At 66.9% G+C, this 22,641-nt stretch carries 27 protein-coding genes; 16 read left to right on the forward strand and 11 right to left on the reverse strand.

Annotation, left to right across the window (positions count from 1 at the left end):
- Window positions 1–3: 3 nt before the first annotated feature.
- Window positions 4–438, reverse strand: coding sequence for an alternative ribosome rescue aminoacyl-tRNA hydrolase ArfB (gene arfB, locus KBY93_RS10210; protein WP_255094266.1), 435 nt, complete (start codon window positions 436–438; stop codon window positions 4–6).
- An 18-nt stretch (window positions 439–456) separates the two neighbouring features.
- Window positions 457–1,200: a carbonic anhydrase gene (locus KBY93_RS10215; RefSeq protein ID WP_255094268.1), complete on the reverse strand. Its 744-nt coding sequence runs from the start codon at window positions 1,198–1,200 to the stop codon at window positions 457–459.
- A 96-nt stretch (window positions 1,201–1,296) separates the two neighbouring features.
- Here KBY93_RS10215 and speE point away from each other — a divergent pair, with 96 nt between their 5' ends.
- Both speE and speB read left to right on the forward strand, forming a co-directional pair.
- Window positions 1,297–2,157, forward strand: coding sequence for a polyamine aminopropyltransferase (gene speE / locus KBY93_RS10220; RefSeq protein WP_255094269.1), 861 nt, complete (start codon window positions 1,297–1,299; stop codon window positions 2,155–2,157).
- A gap of 4 nt (window positions 2,158–2,161) precedes the next feature.
- Window positions 2,162–3,088, forward strand: coding sequence for an agmatinase (gene speB / locus KBY93_RS10225; protein ID WP_255094271.1), 927 nt, complete (start codon window positions 2,162–2,164; stop codon window positions 3,086–3,088).
- On the opposite strand, the gene KBY93_RS10230 is transcribed toward speB, so the two are convergent.
- The gene (locus tag KBY93_RS10230; RefSeq protein WP_255094272.1) at window positions 3,082–3,441 is read right to left on the reverse strand and encodes a cyclic nucleotide-binding domain-containing protein; all 360 of its coding nucleotides are present in this window, start codon (window positions 3,439–3,441) and stop codon (window positions 3,082–3,084) included. The two genes, speB and KBY93_RS10230, sit on opposite strands and share 7 nt — an antisense overlap.
- Before the next feature lie 158 nt (window positions 3,442–3,599).
- A complete protein-coding gene (locus KBY93_RS10235) occupies window positions 3,600–3,851 on the reverse strand; it encodes a hypothetical protein (protein WP_255094273.1) in 252 nt (83 codons plus the stop codon).
- 168 nt (window positions 3,852–4,019) lie between these two features.
- Between KBY93_RS10235 and gcvT the strand changes: the two genes are divergently transcribed.
- From gcvT to KBY93_RS10285, 10 genes are all read left to right on the forward strand, one after another.
- The gene (gene gcvT, locus KBY93_RS10240; RefSeq protein ID WP_255094274.1) at window positions 4,020–5,156 is read left to right on the forward strand and encodes a glycine cleavage system aminomethyltransferase GcvT; all 1,137 of its coding nucleotides are present in this window, start codon (window positions 4,020–4,022) and stop codon (window positions 5,154–5,156) included.
- Window positions 5,157–5,210: 54 nt separating this feature from the next.
- Window positions 5,211–7,031 carry an aspartate--tRNA ligase gene (gene aspS, locus KBY93_RS10245; RefSeq protein ID WP_255094276.1) on the forward strand — a complete coding sequence of 607 codons (1,821 nt, stop codon included), beginning with the start codon at window positions 5,211–5,213 and terminating at the stop codon, window positions 7,029–7,031.
- A gap of 195 nt (window positions 7,032–7,226) precedes the next feature.
- Window positions 7,227–8,297 (forward strand): RNA polymerase sigma factor, RpoD/SigA family, encoded by a 1,071-nt coding sequence (locus KBY93_RS10250; RefSeq protein WP_255094318.1) that lies wholly within the window; start codon window positions 7,227–7,229, stop codon window positions 8,295–8,297.
- 86 nt (window positions 8,298–8,383) lie between these two features.
- Complete coding sequence (locus KBY93_RS10255) at window positions 8,384–8,881, forward strand: Dps family protein (protein ID WP_255094277.1); 498 nt, start codon at window positions 8,384–8,386, stop codon at window positions 8,879–8,881.
- A 137-nt stretch (window positions 8,882–9,018) separates the two neighbouring features.
- Window positions 9,019–10,686, forward strand: coding sequence for a CTP synthase (locus KBY93_RS10260; RefSeq protein WP_255094278.1), 1,668 nt, complete (start codon window positions 9,019–9,021; stop codon window positions 10,684–10,686).
- 137 nt (window positions 10,687–10,823) lie between these two features.
- Complete coding sequence (locus KBY93_RS10265) at window positions 10,824–11,486, forward strand: 7-carboxy-7-deazaguanine synthase QueE (RefSeq protein WP_255094279.1); 663 nt, start codon at window positions 10,824–10,826, stop codon at window positions 11,484–11,486.
- Between the two features lie 50 nt (window positions 11,487–11,536).
- Window positions 11,537–12,886, forward strand: a complete 1,350-nt coding sequence (gene hisS, locus KBY93_RS10270; protein ID WP_255094281.1) for a histidine--tRNA ligase — start codon at window positions 11,537–11,539, stop codon at window positions 12,884–12,886.
- Window positions 12,887–12,939: 53 nt separating this feature from the next.
- On the forward strand, window positions 12,940–14,289 hold the full coding sequence (locus KBY93_RS10275; protein ID WP_399222987.1) for a nucleotide sugar dehydrogenase: 1,350 nt from the start codon (window positions 12,940–12,942) through the stop codon (window positions 14,287–14,289).
- Window positions 14,290–14,293: 4 nt separating this feature from the next.
- Complete coding sequence (locus KBY93_RS10280; RefSeq protein WP_255094285.1) at window positions 14,294–15,244, forward strand: UDP-glucuronic acid decarboxylase family protein; 951 nt, start codon at window positions 14,294–14,296, stop codon at window positions 15,242–15,244.
- Entirely contained in the window at window positions 15,241–16,299 is a 1,059-nt protein-coding gene (locus tag KBY93_RS10285) for an NAD-dependent epimerase (RefSeq protein WP_255094286.1), read from the forward strand. The genes KBY93_RS10280 and KBY93_RS10285 overlap by 4 nt, the downstream gene beginning before the upstream one ends.
- Before the next feature lie 63 nt (window positions 16,300–16,362).
- Here the strand turns inward: KBY93_RS10285 and KBY93_RS10290 are convergent, their stop codons facing one another.
- The 6 genes from KBY93_RS10290 to KBY93_RS10315 form a co-directional block, all read right to left on the reverse strand.
- Window positions 16,363–16,563 (reverse strand): photosystem II reaction center protein J, encoded by a 201-nt coding sequence (locus tag KBY93_RS10290; RefSeq protein WP_094556241.1) that lies wholly within the window; start codon window positions 16,561–16,563, stop codon window positions 16,363–16,365.
- 15 nt (window positions 16,564–16,578) lie between these two features.
- On the reverse strand, window positions 16,579–16,698 hold the full coding sequence (locus tag KBY93_RS10295; RefSeq protein ID WP_255094287.1) for a photosystem II reaction center protein L: 120 nt from the start codon (window positions 16,696–16,698) through the stop codon (window positions 16,579–16,581).
- A gap of 8 nt (window positions 16,699–16,706) precedes the next feature.
- Window positions 16,707–16,841 (reverse strand): cytochrome b559 subunit beta, encoded by a 135-nt coding sequence (psbF, locus tag KBY93_RS10300; protein ID WP_006173009.1) that lies wholly within the window; start codon window positions 16,839–16,841, stop codon window positions 16,707–16,709.
- A 3-nt stretch (window positions 16,842–16,844) separates the two neighbouring features.
- Window positions 16,845–17,093, reverse strand: a complete 249-nt coding sequence (gene psbE, locus KBY93_RS10305) for a cytochrome b559 subunit alpha (protein WP_255094288.1) — start codon at window positions 17,091–17,093, stop codon at window positions 16,845–16,847.
- Between the two features lie 87 nt (window positions 17,094–17,180).
- The gene (locus KBY93_RS10310; protein ID WP_255094289.1) at window positions 17,181–18,176 is read right to left on the reverse strand and encodes a photosynthesis system II assembly factor Ycf48; all 996 of its coding nucleotides are present in this window, start codon (window positions 18,174–18,176) and stop codon (window positions 17,181–17,183) included.
- Window positions 18,177–18,181: 5 nt separating this feature from the next.
- On the reverse strand, window positions 18,182–18,550 hold the full coding sequence (locus KBY93_RS10315) for a rubredoxin (RefSeq protein WP_255094290.1): 369 nt from the start codon (window positions 18,548–18,550) through the stop codon (window positions 18,182–18,184).
- A gap of 88 nt (window positions 18,551–18,638) precedes the next feature.
- Between KBY93_RS10315 and KBY93_RS10320 the strand changes: the two genes are divergently transcribed.
- The 3 genes from KBY93_RS10320 (at window position 18,639) to KBY93_RS10330 (ending at window position 20,323) form a co-directional block, all read left to right on the forward strand.
- Window positions 18,639–19,001, forward strand: a complete 363-nt coding sequence (locus tag KBY93_RS10320) for an NAD(P)H-quinone oxidoreductase subunit 3 (protein ID WP_094556246.1) — start codon at window positions 18,639–18,641, stop codon at window positions 18,999–19,001.
- Window positions 19,002–19,062: 61 nt separating this feature from the next.
- On the forward strand, window positions 19,063–19,797 hold the full coding sequence (locus KBY93_RS10325) for an NADH dehydrogenase subunit K (RefSeq protein ID WP_255094319.1): 735 nt from the start codon (window positions 19,063–19,065) through the stop codon (window positions 19,795–19,797).
- Window positions 19,790–20,323, forward strand: coding sequence for an NAD(P)H-quinone oxidoreductase subunit J (locus tag KBY93_RS10330; RefSeq protein WP_255094292.1), 534 nt, complete (start codon window positions 19,790–19,792; stop codon window positions 20,321–20,323). Before KBY93_RS10325 ends, KBY93_RS10330 begins: the two co-directional genes overlap by 8 nt.
- Here KBY93_RS10330 and yvcK read toward each other — a convergent pair.
- A complete protein-coding gene (gene yvcK, locus KBY93_RS10335) occupies window positions 20,317–21,708 on the reverse strand; it encodes a gluconeogenesis factor YvcK family protein (RefSeq protein WP_255094321.1) in 1,392 nt (463 codons plus the stop codon). The genes KBY93_RS10330 and yvcK overlap by 7 nt on opposite strands.
- A 126-nt stretch (window positions 21,709–21,834) precedes the next feature.
- Between yvcK and KBY93_RS10340 the strand changes: the two genes are divergently transcribed.
- Window positions 21,835–22,638: an ABC transporter ATP-binding protein gene (locus tag KBY93_RS10340; protein WP_255094293.1), complete on the forward strand. Its 804-nt coding sequence runs from the start codon at window positions 21,835–21,837 to the stop codon at window positions 22,636–22,638.
- Window positions 22,639–22,641: the final 3 nt, after the last annotated feature.

Consider the following 22,641-nt stretch of genomic DNA (forward strand, 5'->3'; position numbering starts at 1 on the left):
GGCTCAGTCGTCGGGACGGGGAGCTTGGGAGCGGCGCTGGCCCTTGATCGCTCCCCGCAGCTTCTTGGCGCTCAGGCGCCTCTCCACCGAACCCCGGGTGGGCTTGGTTCGCCGCCTGGGCGGTGGTGGCGGTTCGATGGCGGAGCACAGCAGCTCCGCCAGCCGCCGCAGGGCCGCCTGACGGTTCTGCCACTGGGAGCGGTGCTCCGAAGCCGTGACCACCAGCGCGCCATCCCGCATCCGTCCCTCCAGCCGCCTCAGGGCCCGGGCCTTGAGCAGGGGCGGCAGTGCCGTGGTTGCCGCCAGATCGAACACCAGCTCCACCCGTGAATCGGTGGTGTTCACCCCCTGGCCGCCTGGCCCGGAAGAGCGGGAGAAGCGCCAGTTCAGCTCGGACCCCGGGATCACCAGCCGTTCGTTCAGGGGCAGGTCAGGCATCGATCAACTCGTGGCTCATCACAGCAGCGTCACCGCGCCGCTGGCGATGTCGAAGCAGGCGGGCTGGATGCGCAGCCGGCTGGAGCTCACCGCCTCCCGCAGCAGGGAGCTGCGTCGGCTCAGCTCCCGGGCGGAATGGCAGGCGTTGTGGCGGACCGCCAGGCTGAGGTCGTCGCCCGGCTCCAGTGCCGCCCGGATCGGCGTGACCAGGTGCTCCAGCAGGGGGGTGAGCGGTGCTTCGGCCAGGGCGGCGGTGACGGCGCCGCAACCGCTGTGGCCCATCACCAGGATCAGCGGCACCGCCAGCTCCGCCACCGCGTACTCCAGCGAGGCGATGCCGTCGTCGAAGGCCGTGTTGCCGGCGCAACGCACGTCGAACAGCTCCCCGGACCCCGAGACGAAGATCCACTCCGGCGAAACCCGGGAATCAGCGCAGCTCAGCAGGGCGGCCCAGGGCCTCTGGCCGCTGGCCATGGCGCTGGGGTCCAACTGACAACTGCTCTGCCAGAGGGCGTTCATCAGCGCGGTGCGCTCCTGGGCGCTGCCGGCTGTGGCGGCGGCCTGCCAGGCGCGGCTGAACTGGCGATTGCGGCGCAGCAGGCTGCCGAGCGGGTCGTCGTGGGGCGTGCAGGCTGAGAGGCTCTGCTCGAGCTCGGGCGTAAGCGCGCCGGCCTCCGCCCGGGCCGGGCCCAGTTCCGGCAGGGCCAGGGCGCTGGCCGCCAGGCCCGCGCGTTGCAGCCACTCCCGTCGGGTCAGCGTCATCGGCTCAGGTTCATCAAGGGTGCGGGCCCAGGGATGCCCGGGTGACAGGGTGCTCCTCTGGAGGCTTAGCTAGGACCGCTCCGAGCGTCAGCAGCCATGGATCCAAGTGCTGGCTGGGTCGATGAAATTCACCAGGGGGTGCGCTATGGCCTCGAAGCCAAGGTGCTGCTGGAGCAGGCCAGCCCCTACCAGCGGGTCACGATCATCGACAGCCAGCGCTACGGCAAGGGGTTGCTGCTCGATGGCTGCTGGATGACGGCCGAAGGCCAGGAGCGCCATTACCACGAGCCGCTGGTTCATCCGGCCCTCTGCTCCGCCGCTGCCATTGAGCGGGTGCTGGTGATCGGCGGCGGCGATGGCGGCACGGCGCGGGAGTGCCTGCGCCACCACGGTGTGCGTCACCTCGATCTGGTGGAGATCGACGGGCTGGTGGTGGAGTGCGCTCAGCGTTACCTGCCCTCCCTGGGGGGCGGCTGCTGGGACGATCCCCGCTTCCATCTGACCGTGGGGGATGGCATCGCCTGGGTGTCGGCTGCCGCCGCCGCCAGCTACGACGTGGTGATCGTGGACGGCTCCGACCCCGCCGGTCCCGCCGAAGGCCTGTTCAATCGCGCCTTCTTCCAGCACTGCCGCCGCCTGCTGCGGCCCGGCGGGGTGTTCGCCACCCAGAGCGAATCCCCGGAGGCTTTCCGCGAGGTGCACCTGGCCAGCGTGAGGTTGCTGCGGGAGGTGTTCGGCCATGCCGATCCGCTCTATGGCTGGGTGCCGATGTATCCGAGCGGCTGGTGGAGCTGGACCTTCGCCGCCAGCGATGGCCCCCGCTACCGGGAGCCCATCGCCGAGCGGGCGTCGGCGGTGGCGGCCGGCTGTGAGATCTGGTCGCCCCGCTGGCAGCGGGGCGCCTTCGATGCCATCCCGGCCGGTATTGAGCGGGCCCTGGCCCATCCCCAGGCCTGAGCTGATGTCCGTTCCCGCTGCGCTGCACCTGCTCAATAGCGACCTCTTTGACCGAGACGGCGCCATTTTCATGGGATCGCGGCGCGACCCCGAGGGTTGCCGGGTGGGCCTGTTCGGGGTGCCCTACGACGGCACCACCTCCTTCAGGCCGGGCACCCGCTTCGGGCCAGCGGCGATCCGGGAGGTGAGCAGCGGGCTGGAAACCTACGACCCACAGCTGGATCTCGATCTCGAGGACCTCCCCTTCGCCGACCTGGGGGCGGTGGCCATTCCCTTCGGCGCGCCGGAGCCGGTGCTGGAGGCCGTGGGCGAGGCCACCCGGACGGTGCTGGAGCTGGGGCTGCGGCCGCTGATGCTCGGCGGTGAGCACTCGATCAGCAGTGGCGCCGTGGCCGCCGTGGCCGCCCGCTATCCCGACCTGGCCCTGGTGCAGCTCGATGCCCACGCCGATCTGCGCCAGAGCTGGCTGGGGGCACGCCACAGCCATGCCTGTGCCATGCGCCGCTGCCTGGAGGTGCTCCCCTCCGGTGATCTGCTGCAGGTGGCGATCCGCAGCGGCACCCGTGATGAGTTCGAGGAGTTGCGCCGCACTGGCCGGCTGGTGGGGCAGGACCCGGGTCTGTCGCTGCAGCCCGAGCGGCTGCAGACGGAGCTGGCGGCAGCTCTCGCCCCGCTGCGGGGCCGGCCGATCTACCTCACCGTTGACCTCGACTGGTTTGATCCCGCCGTGCTGCCCGGCACCGGCACCCCCGAACCCGGGGGCTACCACTGGGGCCACTTTGCGGGGCTGCTGGAGGAGCTGCGCCACCAGCGGCTGGTGGCGGCCGATGTGGTCGAACTAGCCCCGGGGCTGGATCCCAGCGGCGTGAGCGCGGTGCTGGCGGCGAAGGTGACCCGCAGCCTGCTGCTGCTGCTGGGCCAGGCTCAGTAGGAATACGAACCGCTGGAGCGTTGCTCCCGCAGCCGTTCGTGCTGCTGCCCGATCAACACCACCGCCAGCGTGGGGTGGTTGTGCAGCAGGTTGAGAAAGTTCAGTCGGTCAAGCTTGACGAGCTCCACCGGAGTGCGGGCGATGGCCTCATTGCGGAAGTATCCCCCGCGCCAGGCGATGTCTTCGTAGCTGAACAGCTCGCCGTGGCGATAGCAGAGGCGATTGCTCGTGGCGTCGATCAGTTCGACGATGCCCTTGCGGACTCCGTAGATGGCGCGGGCGAGATCACCTGGGTGAAACACATGAGAGCCGGTGGGCAGGGTGAGAGTTTCACCGTCCACCTGGGAAGCCATCAGTTCAACCGGCGTTGCGGGTGCGAGTGCAACCAATCATCCACCTCCATTCAGGGATCAGAACGCTCAGCATGGCGTGCGCTGCCTGCCTTGGCTGGCTAGCTGCGTTACACAATGTAGCGAAGATGCAGCGAATTCAATCCACCCCCGGGGGTAGGTCAGCTGGCGGCCACCAGCAGGTCGGTGAGGGCGAGCTGGCGGTTGGCCAGCAACGGAATCGCCACGGGAGCATGGTCGACGCTGGGGAGGCGGGGCGGACGGGGGGTCCAGTGGTGGCACCACAGATCGGCGGCCAGCTCGGGGTGGATCGCCAGCCGTCGCATCTGGCACCAGCTCTGCTCAGAGCTGCCGAAGGCTGGCTCAGGCGTCTGGCAGTGATTGCAGCTACGACAGTTCGGGCGCTGGCCCATGGGCACGACCCATTCACGGCACCCAAGGTAAAGAGCTTTTGATTGTTGGGCCAGGGGAAAACCGAACCTGCTGGAAGTCTTCGGTATTGCCGGGACGGCCCGCCCGGGGGCTCCGCCCACTGGAGCTGCGTCCATAGGATCCCGCCAGCAGTCGCGACGGCCCATCCCATGGCGGACTCCCTGAAGCGAACCCCTCTGCATGGGGCCTGCCGCGATGCCGGCGCCCGCCTGGTGCCCTTCGAGGGCTGGGAGATGCCCGTGCAATTCCAGGGGCTGGTCCAGGAGCACAAGGCAGTGCGCGACTCCTGCGGCCTGTTCGACATCTCCCACATGGGGGTGCTGCGGCTCCGGGGCGATGGAGCCAAGGACGCCCTGCAGGCGCTGGTGCCCAGCGACCTGTTCCGGATCGGCCCGGGTGAGGCCACCTACACCGTGCTGCTCAACGAGGCCGGAGGCATCCGCGACGATCTGATCGTCTACGACCTCGGACGCCCTGAAGACAGTGAAGGCCCAGCCGATGAACTGCTGGTGATCATCAACGCCGGCTGCGCCGAAGCTGACACCGCCTGGCTGCGCAGCCAGCTGGAGCCCGCTGGTCTGGTGATCAGCGACCGCAAGGCCGATGGGGTGCTGCTGGCCCTGCAGGGTCCTGAGGCGATGGCTCGGCTGGAGGCCCTGGCCGGTGCCGATCTGAGTGGCCTGCCCCGCTTCGGCCACCGCACCATCCACCTGACCGGCACCGCTGCCGGGGATGCCGCCGGGGCCAGCGTCTTCGTGGCCCGCACGGGCTACACCGGTGAAGACGGCGTGGAGCTGCTGCTGGATCGCGCCGCCGGTGGCGCCCTCTGGGCCCAGCTGCTGGCGGAGGGGGTGACCCCCTGTGGCCTCGGCGCCCGCGACACCCTGCGCCTGGAGGCGGCGATGCACCTCTACGGCAGCGACATGGACGCCGCCACAACTCCGCTGGAGGCCTCCCTGGGCTGGCTCGTGCACCTGGAGATGCCTGCCGATTTCATCGGCCGGGACGCGCTGGAGCGCCAGAGCGCCGAGGGGGTGAGTCGGCGGCTCGTGGGGTTGAAGCTGCAGGGCCGGGCGATCGCGCGCCATGGCTATGCGGTGCTGCGCGATGGCCAGGTGGTGGGGGAGGTCACCAGCGGCACCTGGTCGCCCAGCCTGGGCGAGGCGATCGCCCTGGCCTACGTGCCGGCGGATGCCACCTGGGTGGGCACCGAACTGGCGGTGGAGATCCGCGGCAAGGCGGAGCCTGCCGTGGTGGTGAAGAGGCCCTTCTACCGGCGCGCCTGAGCTCTCCGGCCAGGCGGCCGCCATGGGACACTCTCGGATTGAGTTCCTTTCACCATGCGCAGCCACGGGTGCGGCGATCTGCGCAGCAGCAGCGTCGATCAGGTCGTTGAGCTGAGTGGCTGGGTCGACCGCCGCCGCGACCACGGCGGGGTGATCTTCGTCGATCTGCGAGACCGCAGCGGCACCGTCCAGGTCACCGTCGATCCCGATCTGGGGCCCGAGGCCTTCGCCGTGGCGGAACACCTGCGCAATGAAACGGTGCTGCAGGTGCAGGGCCGGGTGCGGCTGCGGCCCCAGGAGTCGCTGAACACCCGCCTGGCCACCGGTGAGGTGGAGGTGCTCGCCAGCCGGCTCACGGTGCTGAATGTGGTGCGCAAGCCCCTGCCCTTCCCCGTGTCGGTGCACGACGAGGAGAACACCCGCGAGGAGCTGAGGCTGCGTCACCGCTACCTCGACCTGCGCCGCGAGCGCATGAACGGCAACCTGCGCCTGCGGGCCCGCACGATCCAGGCCGCCCGCCGCTTCCTCGAAGACCAGGGCTTCATCGAGGTGGAAACCCCCGTGCTCACCCGCTCCACCCCCGAGGGCGCCCGCGACTATCTGGTGCCATCGCGGGTGTGTGGCGGCGAGTGGTTCGCCCTGCCCCAGTCGCCCCAGCTGTTCAAGCAGCTGCTGATGGTGGGCGGCATCGAGCGTTACTACCAGGTGGCCCGTTGCTTCCGCGACGAAGACCTTCGCGCCGACCGCCAGCCGGAGTTCACCCAGCTGGACATCGAGATGAGCTTCATGGGCCAGGAGGAGATCCTCGAGCTCAACGAAGCCTTGATCGCCTCGATCTGGAAGGCCGTGAAGGGGATCGAGCTGCCGCGGCCCTTCCCCCGGCTCAGCTGGCATGAGGCCATGGAGCGCTACGGCACCGACCGGCCCGACACCCGCTACGGCATGGAGCTCACCAACGTGAGCGACCTGGTGGCCGGCATGGGATTCAAGGTGTTTTCAGGCGCGGTGGCGGCCGGCGGCTCCGTGAAGTGCATCGCCGTGCCAGGCGGCAATGACGCCCTCAGCAATGTGCGCATCAAGCCCGGCGGTGACGTGTTCAGCGAGGCCCAGGCCGCGGGCGCCGGTGGCCTGGCCTTCATCCGCGTGCGCGAGGGCGGCGAGATCGACACGATCGGCGCCATCAAGGACAACCTCAGCGCCACCACCAAGGCCGAGTTGCTGCAGCGCACCGGCGCCGTGCCCGGCACCCTGCTGCTCTTCGGAGCCGGCGACACCGCCACGGTGAACAAGGCTCTCGACCGGGTGCGTCAGTTTCTGGCCCGCGAGCTGAAGCTGGTGCCGCCCGAGCGGGAGAACGACACCTGGAACTTCCTCTGGGTGGTGGATTTTCCGATGTTCGAGTTCAACGCCGGCGAGAACCGCTTCGAGGCGCTGCACCACCCCTTCTGCGCCCCCAATACCGACGATCTCGGCAGCGATCCGGCCCAGTGGGCGGCCACCCTGCCATGCGCCCGCGCCCAGGCCTATGACCTGGTGCTCAACGGCCTGGAACTGGGGGGCGGCTCACTGCGCATCCACGATTCGGCCCTGCAGCGTCAGGTGCTGCAGACCATCGGTCTGCCCCCGGAGGAGGGCGAGCGCCAGTTCGGCTTCCTGATGGAGGCCCTCGACCTGGGCGCCCCGCCCCACGGCGGTCTGGCCTTCGGGATCGATCGCATGGTGATGCTGCTGGCCGGCGAGGAGTCGATCCGCGACACGATCGCCTTCCCCAAGACCCAGCAGGCCCGCTGCCTGCTCACCCAGGCCCCCGCCGACGTCGCCCCCCAGCAACTGGAGGATCTGCACGTGGCCAGCACCTGGGTGGAGCCGGAGTGACCGCGGCGAGACACGGCTGATCCCGAAGAGAAACCATCTGTTTCAGGTCGCCCATCGCCGCAAACCCGATGGTGATGGCAGTGCAATCCAGGGTTCGTGTCGGCAGGGTCAACAGCAGCGCTTCAAGGCAACCGGGATCACGAGCCCGGGGCGGCCCGGAACCAATCCCGTCTCCCCAGCAGGGCCAGCGCCGATCTGGTGCGGCTCTACCTCCAGGACATCGGCCGGGTGGACATGCTCAGCCAGGAGGAGGAGCTGCTGCTGGCCCGTCAGGTGCAGGCCCGTGAGGCTCTGCTGAGCCAGCGGCTGGAGCACGCCGCCGAGCTGCCGATCCTGCAGACCATGGTTGATCTGGAGCTGGTGCGCCAGCGGCTTGCCAGCCGCCTCACCCACCAGCCCTCCCATGGCCAGTGGGCGGAAGCCTGCGGCCTGCCCCTGGCCGAGCTGCGCCGAATCCTGCAGGAGGGCCACAGGACCTGGGCCGCTTGCCTGGAGCTCAGCCTCAGCGATCTCCAGCAACGGCTGCTGCGCGGTCGCCGTGCCCGTGACCGCATGATCCAGGCCAACCTACGCCTGGTGGTGGCGGTGGCCAAGAAGTATCAGAAGCGAGGGATGGAACTGCTCGATCTGGTTCAGGAGGGCACCCTGGGTCTGGAGCGGGCGGTGGAGAAATACGACCCCACCCGTGGCTTCCGCTTCAGCACCTACGCCTACTGGTGGATTCGCCAGGGTGTCACCCGGGCGATCGCCACCCAGAGCCGCACGATCCGCCTGCCGGTCCACGTCACCGAGAAACTGAACCGGATCAAGAAAGCTCAGCGTCAGTTCGCCAGTGACCATGGCCGCACAGCCACTCTCAGCGAGCTGGCCCAGGCGCTGCAGTGGAGCGAGGATGCCGTGCGCCTCACCCTGCTGCGGGTGCCCCGCTCGATCTCCCTGGAGACCAGGGTTGGCCTCGAGCAGGACACCCCTCTGGGGGACCTGCTCGAGGACCCCAAAGAGACCCCTGAGCAACGCCTCACCCGCCAGCACCTGCAGAGCGACCTCGACGCCCTGCTTGATGAACTCAGCCAGCGCGAGGCCGAGGTGATCCGCCTGCGCTACGGCCTCAGCGATGACACCCCACGCACCCTGGCCCAGATCGGCGAGGGGATGCAGCTCTCGCGGGAGCGGGTGCGCCAGATCGAGACCAGGGCCCTGCACAAGTTGCGCCAGCCGGCCCGGCGCGGCCGGATTCACGATTACCTCGCCAGCCTCGACGGCTGAGGCAGCCCGCTCGCACGCCCCAGGGGACGCCCCCTGGACGCCGGCGCCGGTGCTGGACTAAACCGGATTCATTCCGCCCTGGTTCCGTGAGTAACGCCCCAGCCATCACTGCACCTCCGATCGACATCGGCATCTCCGATGACCAGCGCCAGCAGATCGCGGCCGGGCTTGGCCGGGTGCTGGCCGACAGTTACGTGCTTTATGGCAAGACCCACGGCTTCCACTGGAACGTGACCGGGCCGATGTTCAACACGCTCCACCTGATGTTCATGGAGCAGTACACCGAGCTCTGGAACGCGCTCGACGTGATCGCCGAGCGCATCCGCGCCCTCGGCTGCCCAGCTCCCTTCGGCGGCTCCCGCTTCGCTGCCCTCTCCTCGATCGAGGAAACCCACGGCCATCCCGCCGCGCTCGAGATGGTGCGTGAGCTGGTGCTCGGCCACGAGGCTGTGGCCCGCACCGCCCGCAGCCTCTTCTCGCTGGTGGAAACCGCCGGCGACCAGCCCACCGCCGACCTGCTCACCCAGCGGCTGCAGATCCACGAGAAAACCGCCTGGATGTTGCGCAGTCTCCTTGAGGCCTGAACCACCTGGGCCTGGCGGCAGGCCGTATTGCCCGCGCAGCGGGCGCGACGGCCAGAGCCAGGCCCAGGTGATTCAGGCAAGGAGCCTTGGGGCGGGCTCGATAGATTGAAGTGTCTGCTGTGCCTGGTCCACCGCCCATGACCAAGTTCGTCTTTGTGACCGGCGGGGTGGTTTCGAGCATCGGCAAGGGCATCGTGGCGGCGAGCCTGGGGCGGCTGCTTAAGTCCCGGGGCTACAGCGTCTCGATCCTCAAGCTCGACCCTTACCTGAATGTGGATCCGGGCACGATGAGCCCGTACCAGCACGGCGAGGTGTTCGTCACCCAGGACGGTGCCGAGACCGACCTTGACCTGGGCCACTACGAGCGCTTCACCGACACCGCCATGTCGCGCCTGAACAGCGTGACCACCGGCTCGATCTACCAGGCGGTGATCAACAAGGAACGCCGCGGTGACTACCACGGCGGCACCGTGCAGGTGATCCCCCACATCACCGGAGAGATCCGCGAACGCATCCACCGGGTGGCCGCCGACAGCGGAGTGGATGTGGTGATCACCGAGATCGGCGGCACTGTTGGTGACATCGAATCCCTGCCGTTCCTTGAGGCCATCCGTGAATTCCGGGGCGATGTGGGCCGCCGCGACCTCGCCTACGTGCATGTCACCCTGCTGCCCTACATCGGCACCTCCGGCGAGATCAAGACCAAGCCCACCCAGCACTCGGTCAAGGAGCTGCGCTCGATCGGCATCCAGCCCGATCTGCTGGTCTGCCGCTGCGATCGGCCCATCAGCGAGGAGCTCAAGTCCAAGATCGGCGGCTTCTGCGGTGTCCTCCGTGAAGCGGTGATTCCCGCCCGCGACGCCGACAGCATCTATGCGGTGCCGATCGCCCTGGAGCAGGAGGGGCTCTGCCGTCAGGTGCTCGAGGTGCTGGAACTTGAAGATCGCGACAGCGACATGGAGCGCTGGGAGGCCCTGGTGCAGAAACTACGCAACCCCGGCGCGCCGGTGAAGGTGGCGCTGGTGGGCAAGTATGTGCAGCTCAACGACGCCTACCTCTCGGTTGTGGAGGCCCTGCGGCATGCCTGCATTGATCGGGAGGCCTGTCTCGACCTGCACTGGGTCTCCGCCGAGCAGATCGAGACCCAGGGCGCCGAAGCGCTGCTGCGCGGCATGGATGCCGTGGTGGTTCCAGGCGGCTTCGGCCATCGGGGTGTGGATGGCAAGGTGGCTGCGATCCGCTGGGCCCGCGAAGAGCGGGTGCCCTTCCTGGGCCTCTGCCTCGGTATGCAGTGCGCGGTGATCGAGTGGGCGCGCAACCTCGCCGGTCTGGCGGGCGCCACCAGCGCCGAGCTCGACCCCGACAGCCTCCACCCCGTGATTCATCTGCTGCCGGAGCAGCAGGATGTGATCGATCTGGGCGGCACGATGCGCCTCGGGGTCTACCCCTGCCGGCTGACGGCGGGCACCATGGCCGCCAGCCTCTATGGGGAGGAGGTGGTCTACGAGCGGCACCGCCACCGCTATGAGTTCAACAATGCCTACCGCAACCTTTTCCAGGCGGGCGGCTACACCATCAGCGGCACTTCGCCCGATGGCCGGCTGGTGGAACTGATCGAGCTGAACGACCACCCCTTCTTCACCGCCTGTCAGTACCACCCCGAATTCCTGTCTCGGCCGGGTAAGCCCCATCCGCTTTTCCGTGGGTTGATCGCGGCAGCGCAGGGGCGGCGAGGCGAAGTCAGCCCCAACGGCCAGGAGCAGCAGGCTGAAGCGATCCCGCAGGAGATGCCCGTGCGGGCTTGAGCGCCCAGCTGGATTGGATGGAGCAGGGCTGCCGGTGTTCCGCTGTGAGTCCTCCTGCGGGAAAGCGGGGATCGAGGCCTTTTGTTGTGCAGCTGAGCGTCCGGTCTTCGCTTCCTAGGGTGAGTTCCGTTTGCGCCGTGGCCGTGCCCCCAGCCGGACTCCCGGTGGTGGAAACCTTCCACTCCCTTCAGGGTGAGGGAGTGCACGCTGGCCGCAGCGCCTTCTTCATCCGGCTGGCTGGCTGCTCGGTGGGCTGCAGCTGGTGTGACACCAAGCATTCCTGGCCGGTGGAGGCCCATCCCCACCGCCGCCTCCAGGATCTGGCGGTGGACACCGCGGCTGCTGCTGCTTCCGGTGCCGCCTTTGTGGTGATCACCGGCGGTGAACCCCTGCATCACAACCTCGATCCGCTCTGCGCGGCCCTGCGGCGAGGCCGAAGCACCGGCGCCAGCTCCTGGCCGCTCCCTCTGCACCTGGAAACCAGCGGCGTCGATCCGCTCTCCGGCCGCTTCGAGTGGATCACCCTCTCGCCCAAGCGCCACAGGCCGGCCACTGCCGAGCTGCTCGCGGCCTGCCACGAGCTCAAGGTGGTGATCCACGAGAGCGCTGATCTGGCCTTCGCGGAGGCGATGGCTGACGCCGCCCTTGCTGCCCGCCCGGCGGTCAGCGAGGTTCCCCAGCTGCTCCTGCAGCCTGCCTGGGGAAGTGCGGCGGGCCAGGAGCTGGCGATCCAGCACGTGCGCCGCAACCCGGCCTGGCGCCTCAGCCTGCAGAGCCACAAATGGCTTGGGCTGCGCTGAGGGCGGGCCCCAGCGATCCCGCAAACTGTGAGCGAGTGAGCAACGCGGGCGTGGAGAAGCTGCAGAGCCTTCGGGGCATGGTTGATCTGCTGCCGGAGCAGATGCCCCTGTGGCAGCAGATCGAAGCCACGGTCCGCGCCCAGTTCGAGCGGGCCGCCCTGCGGGAGATCCGCACGCCGCTGCTGGAGGTCACCGAGCTGTTCGCCCGCGGCATCGGCGAAGCCACCGACGTGGTGGGCAAGGAGATGTACACCTTCCTCGATCGGGGCGAGCGCAGCTGCACCCTGCGGCCTGAGGGCACCGCTTCGGTGGTGCGAGCCGCCCTGCAGCATGGCCTGCTCAGCCAGGGGACCCAGCGGCTCTGGTACACGGGGCCGATGTTTCGCTATGAGCGGCCCCAGGCAGGGCGCCAGCGCCAGTTCCACCAGGTGGGAATCGAGCTGCTCGGCTTTGCCGACCCCCGCAGCGACGCCGAGGCGATTGCGATCGCCTGGGATCTGCTCAGCGAGCTGGCGGTCGGCGGCCTGGCGCTGGAACTCAATTCCCTTGGTGATCCGGCCGATCGCGCCGCCTATCGCACCACCCTGGTGAGCTGGCTGCAGCAGCACCAGGAGCAACTCGATGCCGATTCAAGGGAGCGGATCACGACCAATCCCCTGCGCATCCTCGACAGCAAGAACGCCGACACCCAGGCGGTTCTGGCCGAGGCCCCGCTGCTGATCGACAGCCTGAGTGATGCCAGCCGTGAGCGATTCAATGCTGTGCGCCGCGGCCTCGACGCCCTGGAGATTCCCTATCAGCTCAATCCCCGGCTGGTGCGCGGCCTCGATTACTACACCCACACCGCCTTCGAGATCACCAGCAGCCAGCTCGGCGCCCAGGCCACCGTCTGTGGCGGCGGCCGCTACGACGGCCTGATCGAGCGGCTGGGCGGGCCGCCCACGGCGGCGATCGGCTGGGCGATCGGCCTGGAGCGGCTGGTGCTGCTGCTGGCCCAGGCCCAGGCCGCCGGCACTGTCGCCCTCACCCCACCCACTCCAGACGTCTATCTGGTCAGCCGCGGCGAGCAGGCCGAGCGCCAGGCGCTGGTGCTCTCCCGCCAGTTGCGCCAGGCCGGCCGAAGCGTGGAGCTCGATCTCACCGGCGCGGCCTTCGGCAAGCAGCTCAAGCGGGCCGACCGCTCCGGCGCCCCCTGGGCCGTGGTGATCGGTGAGGGGGAAGCCGAGCAGGGGGTGGTGCTGCTCAAGGACCTGCGCCGCGGCGGTAAAGCCGCTGAGGTGAACGATGATCTTGCCGAGGAACGCCTGGAGCCGGACGACTTGCTCATTAGGTTTCAGGCCAGCCCCATCCAGCGCGAGATGATCATCGGACTTGACCCCATGCCCCAGTCAACGCCGTGAGATCCGTTCAGACCATCTGTTGCATTGGGGCGGGCTACGTGGGGGGGCCCACTATGGCTGTGATCGCTGATCGTTGCCCCGGGATTCAGGTGACCCTCGTGGATCTCAATGCGGCCAGGATTGCGGCCTGGAACGATCCCAACCTGAGCAGACTGCCGGTTTATGAACCAGGGCTTGCAGATGTGGTGGGTCGTTGCCGGGGCCGCAATCTCCACTTCACCACCGAGGTGGATGGCGCGATCGCGTCGGCTGACATGGTGTTCCTCTCCGTGAACACCCCCACAAAGACCCGGGGGCTTGGTGCTGGGCAGGCTTCGGATCTGCGATGGATCGAGGCTTCTGCGCGGCAGGTTGCTGCCCAGGCCACAGGTCACACGATCGTGGTGGAGAAAAGCACGTTGCCCGTGCGCACTGCTGAAACCATCAAGGAGATTCTCGGGGCTTCCCAGGCGCTCGGTACTGAGGGCAGCAAGAGTTTTTCCGTTCTCTCCAACCCCGAATTCCTGGCAGAGGGCACCGCCATCACCGATCTGGAGAACCCAGATCGTGTGTTGATCGGTGGTGAGGATCCTGATGCCATTAACGCCTTGGCCGAGATCTACGGACATTGGGTGAATCCTGAGCGGATTTTGCGCACCAATCTCTGGAGCAGCGAACTCTCCAAGCTCACCGCGAATGCCTTCCTTGCACAGCGTATTTCCTCAATCAATGCTATTGCTGCCCTCTGCGAGGCTACCGGGGCGGATGTGAAGGAGGTGGCTCGGGCCATTGGCGCTGATTCGCGTCTTGGATCGAAATTCCTCTCCGCCGGCCCTGGCTTTGGTGGAAGTTGCTTCCGCAAGGACATTCTCAATCTGGTCTATCTCTGCCGCCACTACGGCCTGGAGGAGGCCGCCCATTATTGGGAGCAGGTGGTGGATTTCAACAGTTGGCAGCAGCAGCGCATCGCTCGCCTGGTTGTACGCAAGCTGTTCGGCACCGTGAGCGGCAAACGTCTGGCGGTGCTCGGCTTTGCGTTCAAAGCTGACACCAACGACACCCGGGAATCACCGGCGATCGGGATCTGCCATGACTTGCTCGAGGAGGGGGCTCACCTGGCGATCCATGATCCCAAAGCGGCTCCACAGCAGATCGCCACCGATCTGGCCTGTCCACCCTCCAGCCCTGGCCAGGGATTGGCGGAGCTAGGCAGCTGGGACGTGGCGACGGATGTCCGCGAGGCTGTGGAGGGCGCCGATGCTGTGATTGTGCTCACCGAATGGAGCCAGTTCCGGCGGCTTGATTGGAACAGCTTGGCCAGCAGAATGCGACGCCCTGCCTGGTTGTTCGATGTCCGCGCCATCACCGATGCCGAGGCGGCCCGTGCCGCCGGGCTCAAGGTCTGGCGAGTTGGAGAAGGTTGAAGTGATGAGCACATCAACCAGGCGTAATCTCGTGACTGGTGGTGCCGGTTTCGTGGGCTCCACCCTTGTCGACCGGCTGATGGAGGCTGGTGAGGAGGTGATCTGTCTCGACAACTACTACACCGGCTCCAAGGCCAATGTGGCGCGCTGGATTGGCGATCCAAGTTTTGAGCTGATCCGCCACGATGTCACAGAGCCGATTCGCCTGGAGGTCGACCGGATCTGGCATCTGGCCTGTCCGGCGTCGCCACGTCATTACCAGTCGAACCCGATCAAGACTGCGAAAACCAGCTTTCTCGGCACCTACAATATGCTCGGCTTGGCGCGGCGTGTAGGTGCGCGATTGCTCCTGGCCAGTACCAGTGAGGTGTATGGAGATCCCGAGGTGCATCCCCAGCCCGAAACCTATCGAGGCTGTGTAAATCCGATCGGGATCCGCTCCTGTTACGACGAGGGCAAACGCATCGCCGAAGCACTTTGCTTCGATTATCAGCGCATGCATGGCACTGAGATACGGGTAGCCAGGATCTTCAACACCTACGGCCCGCGCATGTTCCCGGATGATGGTCGGGTGGTGAGCAACTTCATCGTGCAGGCTCTCCGCGGTGAGTCGCTCACGCTCTATGGCGATGGCAGTCAGACCCGCAGTTTCTGCTATGTGGACGATCTGGTGGAAGGCCTGATCCGGCTGATGAACGGAGCGCACACAGGCCCCATCAACATCGGTAACCCTGGTGAATTCACGATCCGGCAACTGGCTGAGCAGGTGATCAATCGCATCAACCCGGGTTTGCCACTTACCTACTTGCCTCTCCCGCAGGACGATCCTTTACAGCGTCAGCCCGTAATTGATCTGGCTCGTCGGGAGCTGGGCTGGGAGCCGAAGATTCCGCTGGAGGAGGGACTGGGACCAACGATTGCTTATTTCCGTAAGGCTCTTGGAATCGAAAGATGACGGTCCTGGTCACAGGCGCCGCCGGTTTTATCGGTGCGGCTGTTTGTCGAGTGCTCCTGCAACGCGGTGAGCGGGTGGTGGGTTTGGATAATACCAATGATTACTACGACACCACTCTCAAGCTGGCGCGGCTGGCGGACCTGAACGATCTTTCCGCTGCTTTACAGAGCCAGGCTGAAGAAGAAGTCAAGGGACAGGGTCGGGGCGCCTTCAGCTTCCACAAACTTGATCTCGAGGATCGCACTGGCATCGAGACTCTCTTTGCAGCTGATCGCCCTCGGGCTGTTGTCCACCTCGCCGCCCAGGCCGGTGTGCGCTACTCGATCGAGAGCCCGGCGGCCTACATCCAGAGCAATCTGGTGGGGTTCGGCCACATCCTTGAAGGCTGCCGCCACCACAGCGTCGAGCACCTTGTGTATGCCTCGAGCAGCTCGGTGTATGGCGGCAACCGGCGCATGCCTTTCTCTGAGCAGCATCCGGTGAACCATCCGGTGAGTCTCTATGCAGCCACAAAGAAGGCCAATGAGTTGATGGCTCACACCTACAGCCATCTCTATGGGCTGCCGGCCACTGGGCTGCGCTTTTTCACCGTCTATGGCCCCTGGGGCCGTCCAGATATGGCGCCGATGCTGTTCGCCAAGGCGATCCTGGCGGGTGAGCCGATCCGGGTGTTCAACCATGGCCGCATGCAGCGTGACTTCACTTACATCGACGACATTGTGGAAGGGGTGATCCGCTGCCTCGACAAGCCGGCCACCCCGGATCCAGATTTCGACCCGCTCGATCCCAACCCGGCCACGGCGGCGGCGCCCCACCGGATCTTCAACATCGGCAACAGCCAGCCCACACCACTGCTGCGCTTCATCGAGCTGCTCGAAGACGCCCTGGGGGTGAAGGCCATCCGTCAGTTCGAGCCCATGCAACCGGGGGATGTGCCTGCCACCGCCGCTGACACCTCAGCGCTTGAGGCTTGGATTGGCTTCGCTCCCCACACCCCCCTCGAGGTGGGAATCGGCCATTTCGCCCGCTGGTATCGCGAGTACTACGGCGTCTGATTGCACTGCCATTAAAAATGGGCCCCATCGGGGCCCTGGATTCGGGTGGAACGGCACTGAATATCAGGCCGAACCCAGGCCCACGTAGGAGCCGTAGAAGAACAGGCCCACCACAAAGATCACCGCGATGCCACCGGCGGTGGCAACCAGCCAGAGGGGGAGAACCCCTTCGGTCCAGCGGCTCTTCCAGGCCACGGCTGGCCTGCCATCAGGAAGACGGTCGGGAAGTCGACCGTCTGGCAAACCGGATTTCTTGCCGCTCATGGCTGTGTCTCCCGATCAGTTGAAGAAGTAGCTGGTGAAAAGCACTCCGATCACGAACACAAACAGGAGCCCCAGATAGAGGCTCGTGCGGTTCATTTCGACCGGAAGGTTGTTCGGGTTGGGGTTGCGCTGCATGGTGATGTTCAGCGACGGACGAACTGCATAGCTGCCAGGGCACCCAGGAAAAAGACCGTGGGGATACCCAGCGCATGCAAAGACAACCACCGAACCGTGAAGATCGGATAGTTGCGGGGCGTGGTGCTCGGTGACTGGGTCATGGCTTATTGCAAGCGCTGATCGAGCTGGCCCTTGCCTTCGAAACGCTTGCTCACCACCGGTGCCTTGGCTTCCTGGGCCTGGAAGTAGGCATCGGGGCGAGGCGTACCGAAGGCGTCGTAAGCCAGACCGGTGGAGACGAACAGAAAGCCCGCCAGAAAGATCGCCGGCAAGGTGACGGCGTGGATCACCCAGTAACGGATGCTCGTAATAATCTCGAAGAACGGACGTTCCCCGGTGGAGCCGGCAGCCATAGCAGCGGGCAATTCAGCTAGTGGATCTTAGGCCTTGGGGTCGCTTGGGGGCGAGCGGTGCCCCCTGTTGGTTACACAGGGATGCAGTCAGCCCACCCAGCGCAGCAGGTTGCCCCGCTCCCCCAGCAGGAAACCCTTGCTGTCGCCGCTGAAGACGATCCGGGTGAAGTTGGTGGGCTGGGAGCCCCCCAGGGGATCACGCTTCCAGCTGGACCCGCCGTCCTCACTCACCAGCAGCGTGCCGCTGCCGCCGCCGGCCCAGATGGCGCCCTTGGGATCCCAGGCCATGTCGAGGTAGCCGTAGCCGTTGGTGATCGGGATCACCGCCTTGCTCCAGGCCTCCACGTCATCACCATCGGGGTTGAAGCGCAGCTGGGCGCCGCGGGTGACCATCCAGAGCTTGCCGTCGGGCTGGAAGCCCATGCTCTGCAGCCGTTGGCTGCTGATGCGCTGGTGGGGCTGCCAGGTGGCCTGGCCCGGTTCCCAGGTGGCGAAGAAGTTGCCCAGGCTGGAGACGCTCACATAGCGGCCATCAGGGGAGCGACGCAGGTCGCGCACGGCGCCGGCGGCATCGCTCACCTCGGCCTGCCAGCTGCCGCCGCCATCAACGGTGCGGTAGATGGCGCCGACGGTGGTGGCCAGCTCGGCCTTGCCGCGGGCCAGGGCCGTGATCAGGTAGGGATCGCCGGGCAGCTTGGTGTCCAGCAGCAGGCGCTCCCAGTTCTGGCCGCCATCGGTGCTGTGCAGCAGCAAGCCGGGCTGGCCGGCGATCCAGCCCTCCTGGCCGGTGAAGTCGATGCTGAGCAGGCGGAAGTTCTCGTCTTCCGGCAGGGCGAGGGCTCGGGTCTCCCAGCTGGCGCCGCCATCGTCGGTTTCGAGGATCAGGCGGTTGCTGCCCACCAGGAAGCCGTGGCGATCGTCGCTGAAGGCCACGTCGAGGGGATTGGAGCGGGTGTCGAGGGCGACGGGCTGCCAGGGGCTGCTGGCGGCCACGGGCAGGCCCGTGGTGACGCAGCCGCCGAGGCCGAAGGCCAGGCCCGCGGCCAGCACCAGGCCGATCAGGGAAGAGAACAGGCGTTTCACGGGACTCAGCGCAGGGAATAGAGAGAGAGGAAGAAGGCGAACGCCAGCGCGAAGCCCCCGAAGATCAGCACGTTCTTCTGGCCGGGGGTGAGCTTGTTCACGCCGAGGCCGAAGTTGAGGTTCTCCTCGAAGCCGCTGGGCTTGTTGCGCGGGCCGATGTCGCGGAAGGCCCCCACACGGCTGCGGCAGACCGGGCAGCGGAAGCCGATCGGATCGAGCGATGCGAAAGGGGTGCCGGGGACGATCGCCAGTTTGGCGATTCCCTCTTCGGGGTCGTAGACGAAACCGCAGCTGCGGCATTCGAAGCGGTGGGTGTCTGGATCGCTTGTCTGCTCCGGAGCTCGTTCCTCGTCGCCGTCGTTCCCGTTGACCATGGCGCTGGCCCCTCTGACGTTGACTCGGACTCTATCCAGGCGATCTCTGCCGACGGATGCCAGACTGCGCCCCAGGTTGGGCCCCTTCATGTTCGTGCTTCCCGGCTACGACGCCTTTCTGGGCTTTCTGCTGATCGCGGCGGCCGTCCCTGTGCTGGCTCTGGTCACCAACAAGTTGGTGGCTCCCAAATCCCGTGATGGGGAACGCCGCCTCACCTACGAATCGGGCATGGAGCCGATCGGTGGCGCCTGGATCCAGTTCAACATTCGTTATTACATGTTTGCTCTGGTCTTCGTCATCTTCGACGTTGAGACCGTCTTCCTCTACCCCTGGGCCGTGGCTTTCCATCGCCTGGGTCTGCTGGCCTTCATCGAAGCCCTCATCTTCATCTCGATCCTCGTGGTGGCCCTCGCCTACGCCTGGCGGAAGGGTGCCCTCGAGTGGAGCTGATACCCAGCCATCCGGAATCCCGACCAGTCGAACGATGACCATCACCCCGTCCAGCCCCGGAATCAGCGAAGCCCCCTCGATCGAGGCCCTGCGCGATCTGCGTGCCGCCACCTGCAACCCGGTGGGTGCCCCCACGGTCACCTCGGATCTCTCCGAGAACGTGATCCTCACCAGCCTCGACGACCTCCATAACTGGGCCCGGCTCAGCAGCCTCTGGCCCCTGCTCTACGGCACGGCCTGCTGCTTCATCGAGTTCGCGGCCCTGATCGGTTCCCGCTTCGACTTCGACCGTTTCGGCCTGGTGCCCCGCTCCAGCCCGCGCCAGGCGGATCTGCTGATCACGGCCGGCACCGTGACGATGAAGATGGCGCCGGCTCTGGTGCGGCTCTATGAGCAGATGCCCGAGCCCAAATACGTGATCGCCATGGGGGCCTGCACGATCACCGGCGGGATGTTCTCCGCCGACTCCACCACAGCCGTGCGTGGTGTCGACAAGCTGATCCCGGTCGACCTCTACATCCCGGGCTGCCCGCCCCGGCCGGAAGCCATCTTCGATGCGGTGATCAAGCTGCGCAAGAAGGTGGGCAATGAGGCCCTCGCCGAGCGGGGCAACCTGCGACCCACCCACCGCTACCTCACGATCGAGCACGCCATGAAAGCGGTGGAGCCGATCGTGACCGGTGCCTATCTGCGGGCGGAGAGCCAGCAGGCCGCCTTCGCCGCCGGCGCCGGGCTGCCCCTTGCCACCCCCGAACCCGAAGCCCTCGCCGCCACCAGCTCCTCCAGCGATGCCTGATCCCACCACCGAGCTCAGCCCCGCCCCGATCGGCGCCGTCAGCCAGTGGCTGACTGATCAGGGCTTCGACCACCAGCCCCTGCCCGCCGATCACCTCGGCGTGGAGATCATTGGGGTGGAGCCGATTTTTCTGCCCGTGGTGGCCGCCGCCCTCAAGGCCTGGGGCTTCGATTATCTGCAGTGCCAGGGCGGCTACGACGAAGGCCCAGGCGGCCGTCTGGTCAGCTTCTATCACCTGGTGAAGCTGGCGGCGGCGGTGGCCCAGGGCCCTTCCCCCACCAAGCCCCCAGAAGAGGTGCGCCTGAAGGTGTTCCTTGAGCGCGGCGGCGATCTCTCCATCCCCACCCTTTATGGCCTGTTCCGTGGCGCCGACTGGCAGGAGCGGGAAACCTTCGACATGTTCGGCATCATCTACTCAGGTCACCCCCATCCCAAGCGCCTGCTGATGCCCGAAGACTGGAAGGGTTACCCCCTGCGCAAGGACTACGTCCAGCCCGACTTCTACGAGATGCAGGACGCCTACTGAGCCAGGCTGCTCAGCCAGTCGAGTTCATTACCCAATTTCTGACCCTTGGATTTGCGGTAGAAGCGCATCACGGCATGGGCGAGGCTGCGGGAGTCGTGACGCAGGGTTTCACTCGGGCGTGAACCCTGCAGGGCGGCGAGCATCACGTCGTAGCCGGCACTGCGCAGCTGGCGTGGATCGCAGAGCACTGGCTCGGCGCCCCGGGCGCGGTAGTGCTCCAGCAGGGCGATGTCCTTGAGCGGCTCCTGGGCGAGCACCGCCGGGAACAGGCGCTGGTTCACCCCGAGGCTGGCCAGCTGGGCCTCGATCGCCCGCAGATGTCCGGCCACATCCAGCCGATCGGTTTCACCGGGCTGGGTCATCAGGTTGCAGATGTAGAGCTTCGGCGCTTTGCAGCGGCTGATCGCTTCAACCAGCTCCGGCACCAGCAGGTTGGGCAGCAGGGAGGTGTAAAGGCTGCCGGGGCCAAGGATGATCAGCTCGGCATTGGCGATGGCCTCGATCGCCCTGGGCAGGGCCGGCGGCCGCTCGGGGATGCAGCCGAGGCGCACGATCGGACTTGTGGAGTGGCCGATCTTCGATTCGCCCTCGATGCGCTCGCCGTTCTCCAGTTCCGCCCAGAGGCGCACGTCGGCATTGGTGGCCGGCACCACCTGGCCCTGCACGGCCAGCACCCGGCTGCTGGCCGTGATCGCCGACTCCAGGCTGCCGGTGATGGCGGTGAGCGCCGAGATGAACAGATTGCCGAAGCTGTGGCCCTCCAGGCCGTTGCCTGCCTTGAAGCGGTACTGGAACAGGCGGGTAAGCAGCGGTTCCTCCCGGGCCAGGGCCGCCAGGCAGTTGCGGATGTCGCCTGGCGGCTGCACCCCGAGCTCGCGGCGGAGCACCCCGCTGCTGCCGCCGTCGTCGGCGACGGTGACGATGGCGGTGATGTTGCTGCTGTAGCGCTTGAGGCCGCTCAGCAGGGTGGAGAGGCCAGTGCCACCGCCGATTGCCACGATGTTCGGGCCGCGATTCAGGCGCCGCTGGGCCAGCAGGGCATCCACCAGCATCGTGTCCTTCTCGGGAGCCAGGGCCTGCTGGATCGAGCCGAAGCTGCGGCTCTGGCCCCAGATCACCAGGGCCGCCCCGGCGATCAGCACCAGCGGACCGGTGAAGCCCCGTGGCAGCACCCGCGCCACGTTGGTGATCAGCCAGGTGAGCGACTCCAGCATCCAGTAGATGGGCTTGAGATCGGCCAGGATGGCGGCACCCAGCAGCGCCAGCACCAGCCCGAGGCCCGATGTGAGCACCCAGCGCTTCACCACCAGCCCTGGTTGCAGCCAGCGCACCGCCCGCTTCGAGCGGCTCACCAGGTCCTGTTGGCGTGGGTCGCCACGGCCCATCCAGGCCGGACGGCGGACCTGCCGGCGCGGGCGGCGGCTGGGCTGGGGGGGGCGCTGGGAGGTCAAGCCGTTGGGGCGTTACGCCACAGCACGGAGCACCAAGAACTGTACGGATGAAACGCCGGGATGACCGAGGACGCACCAGGTGTCCCTGACGGGCCCGTGCTCGAGCTCGATGGTGTGGGCATGCGCTGGGGCAGCAACACGGTGCTCGACGACTTCAGCCTCAGCCTGCGGCGGGGTGAGCGGCTGGCGGTGGTGGGACCCTCCGGCACAGGCAAATCGACGGTGCTGCGCATCCTGGCCGGGCTGCTGCTGCCCACGGCGGGGGAGGTGAGGTTGCATGGCGTCCCCCAGCACTACCTGCGGCTGGACCAGCGCCATCCGCCGGATGTGCGCCTGGTCTTTCAGAACCCGGCCCTGCTGGGTTCCCTCACCGTGCGCGAGAACGTGGGCTTCCTGCTCTACCGCCACAGCAGGCTGCCGGAGGCCGAGATCCGCGAGCGGGTCAACCGGGCCCTGGAGGCCGTGGGGCTCTCGGGCATCGAGGAGCGCCTGCCCGGCGAACTCAGTGGCGGCATGCAGAAACGGGTGAGCTTCGCCCGCGCCCTGATCGAAGACCCCAGCCAACCGGTGGGGCAGCATCCGATCCTGCTGTTCGATGAACCCACGGCGGGGCTCGACCCGGTGGCCTGCACCCGCATCGAGGATCTGATCGTGACCACCACCCAGATGGCGGCGGGCTGCTCGGTGGTGGTCAGCCACGTGATGAGCACGATCGTGCGCTCGGCGGAGCGGGTGGCGATGCTCTACCAGGGCCATCTCCAGTGGCTTGGTTCCGTGCAGGACTTCGGCCACACCGACAACCCTTATGTGGTCCAGTTCAGAACCGGTAGCCTGAGCGGACCGATGCAACCGGCGGAGATCTAGAGC

The organism is Synechococcus sp. J7-Johnson, assembly GCF_024345795.1.
GTDB lineage: Bacteria > Cyanobacteriota > Cyanobacteriia > PCC-6307 > Cyanobiaceae > Regnicoccus_A.

What these genes read in the sequence shown, in the direction of transcription:
- speE (WP_255094269.1), top strand. Translation starts at nt 1,297, where the DNA reads ATGGATCCAAGTGCTGGCTGGGTCGATGAAATTCACCAGGGGGTGCGC.
- KBY93_RS10215 (WP_255094268.1), bottom strand. Translation starts at nt 1,200, where the DNA reads ATGACGCTGACCCGACGGGAGTGGCTGCAACGCGCGGGCCTGGCGGCC.
- KBY93_RS10285 (WP_255094286.1), top strand. Translation starts at nt 15,241, where the DNA reads ATGACGGTCCTGGTCACAGGCGCCGCCGGTTTTATCGGTGCGGCTGTT.
- KBY93_RS10290 (WP_094556241.1), bottom strand. Translation starts at nt 16,563, where the DNA reads ATGAGCGGCAAGAAATCCGGTTTGCCAGACGGTCGACTTCCCGACCGT.
- KBY93_RS10280 (WP_255094285.1), top strand. Translation starts at nt 14,294, where the DNA reads ATGAGCACATCAACCAGGCGTAATCTCGTGACTGGTGGTGCCGGTTTC.
- KBY93_RS10275 (WP_399222987.1), top strand. Translation starts at nt 12,940, where the DNA reads ATGGCTGTGATCGCTGATCGTTGCCCCGGGATTCAGGTGACCCTCGTG.
- KBY93_RS10315 (WP_255094290.1), bottom strand. Translation starts at nt 18,550, where the DNA reads ATGGTCAACGGGAACGACGGCGACGAGGAACGAGCTCCGGAGCAGACA.
- speB (WP_255094271.1), top strand. Translation starts at nt 2,162, where the DNA reads ATGTCCGTTCCCGCTGCGCTGCACCTGCTCAATAGCGACCTCTTTGAC.
- KBY93_RS10340 (WP_255094293.1), top strand. Translation starts at nt 21,835, where the DNA reads ATGACCGAGGACGCACCAGGTGTCCCTGACGGGCCCGTGCTCGAGCTC.
- KBY93_RS10320 (WP_094556246.1), top strand. Translation starts at nt 18,639, where the DNA reads ATGTTCGTGCTTCCCGGCTACGACGCCTTTCTGGGCTTTCTGCTGATC.
- psbE (WP_255094288.1), bottom strand. Translation starts at nt 17,093, where the DNA reads ATGGCTGCCGGCTCCACCGGGGAACGTCCGTTCTTCGAGATTATTACG.
- arfB (WP_255094266.1), bottom strand. Translation starts at nt 438, where the DNA reads ATGCCTGACCTGCCCCTGAACGAACGGCTGGTGATCCCGGGGTCCGAG.
- KBY93_RS10295 (WP_255094287.1), bottom strand. Translation starts at nt 16,698, where the DNA reads ATGCAGCGCAACCCCAACCCGAACAACCTTCCGGTCGAAATGAACCGC.
- yvcK (WP_255094321.1), bottom strand. Translation starts at nt 21,708, where the DNA reads ATGGGCCGTGGCGACCCACGCCAACAGGACCTGGTGAGCCGCTCGAAG.
- KBY93_RS10330 (WP_255094292.1), top strand. Translation starts at nt 19,790, where the DNA reads ATGCCTGATCCCACCACCGAGCTCAGCCCCGCCCCGATCGGCGCCGTC.
- gcvT (WP_255094274.1), top strand. Translation starts at nt 4,020, where the DNA reads ATGGCGGACTCCCTGAAGCGAACCCCTCTGCATGGGGCCTGCCGCGAT.
- psbF (WP_006173009.1), bottom strand. Translation starts at nt 16,841, where the DNA reads ATGACCCAGTCACCGAGCACCACGCCCCGCAACTATCCGATCTTCACG.
- aspS (WP_255094276.1), top strand. Translation starts at nt 5,211, where the DNA reads ATGCGCAGCCACGGGTGCGGCGATCTGCGCAGCAGCAGCGTCGATCAG.
- KBY93_RS10230 (WP_255094272.1), bottom strand. Translation starts at nt 3,441, where the DNA reads ATGGCTTCCCAGGTGGACGGTGAAACTCTCACCCTGCCCACCGGCTCT.
- KBY93_RS10260 (WP_255094278.1), top strand. Translation starts at nt 9,019, where the DNA reads ATGACCAAGTTCGTCTTTGTGACCGGCGGGGTGGTTTCGAGCATCGGC.
- KBY93_RS10235 (WP_255094273.1), bottom strand. Translation starts at nt 3,851, where the DNA reads ATGGGCCAGCGCCCGAACTGTCGTAGCTGCAATCACTGCCAGACGCCT.